Raw genomic sequence first — 546 nt, 5'->3', positions numbered from 1 at the left:
CATCCACTTCGTTGATGGTGTGAAGCATGGCTTACAAGAAAATTATTATTCAAATGGTGTAAAAGAAAGCTCGGAACCATATGTAGATGGTGAGTTACATGGTGTTTCTTATCGATATATAGAAAGCGGTACTTTACTAACAGAAACCACTTGGGTTGCTGGAGTTAAAAATGGCCCGGACATTAAATATTATGCTAATGGCCAAATAGAAGATTTTAAAACCAATGTTGATGGAAAATTCGAAGGAGAAGCGAGATCGTATTACTACTCAGGTGATCTTGAACGCCTCTTTCATTATTCTGAAGGAAAATTACACGGCCAAGAGACTGGCTATTTCCAATCAGGAGAAATCAGTGCGCAACAGTATTGGGAGGAAGGAAGCAGGATAGGCATACAGAAACTGTTCTATATAGATGGCACTGTAAAAAGAATACAGGACTGGACAGAGGAAAAGTACTTGAAAAGGTTAACCCTCTACTACCCCAATGGCTATATTGAAAAACACACGGAGCGTAGCTCCAAAGATGTTGTAACTATTGATTACCA

1 protein-coding gene is annotated in these 546 nt (G+C 39.0%); it reads left to right on the top strand.

Translation table 11 applies throughout. The features are described 5' to 3' along the window. Positions 1-546, top strand: a 546-nt coding sequence (locus A3729_RS10760) for a toxin-antitoxin system YwqK family antitoxin (RefSeq protein WP_197475793.1), incomplete at both ends; no start/stop codon positions are given.

The sequence above is a fragment of the Oleiphilus sp. HI0043 genome (assembly GCF_001634935.1).
Note: the sequence above shows the minus strand (reverse complement) of the source record. Positions and strands in the feature narration are given on the sequence as shown.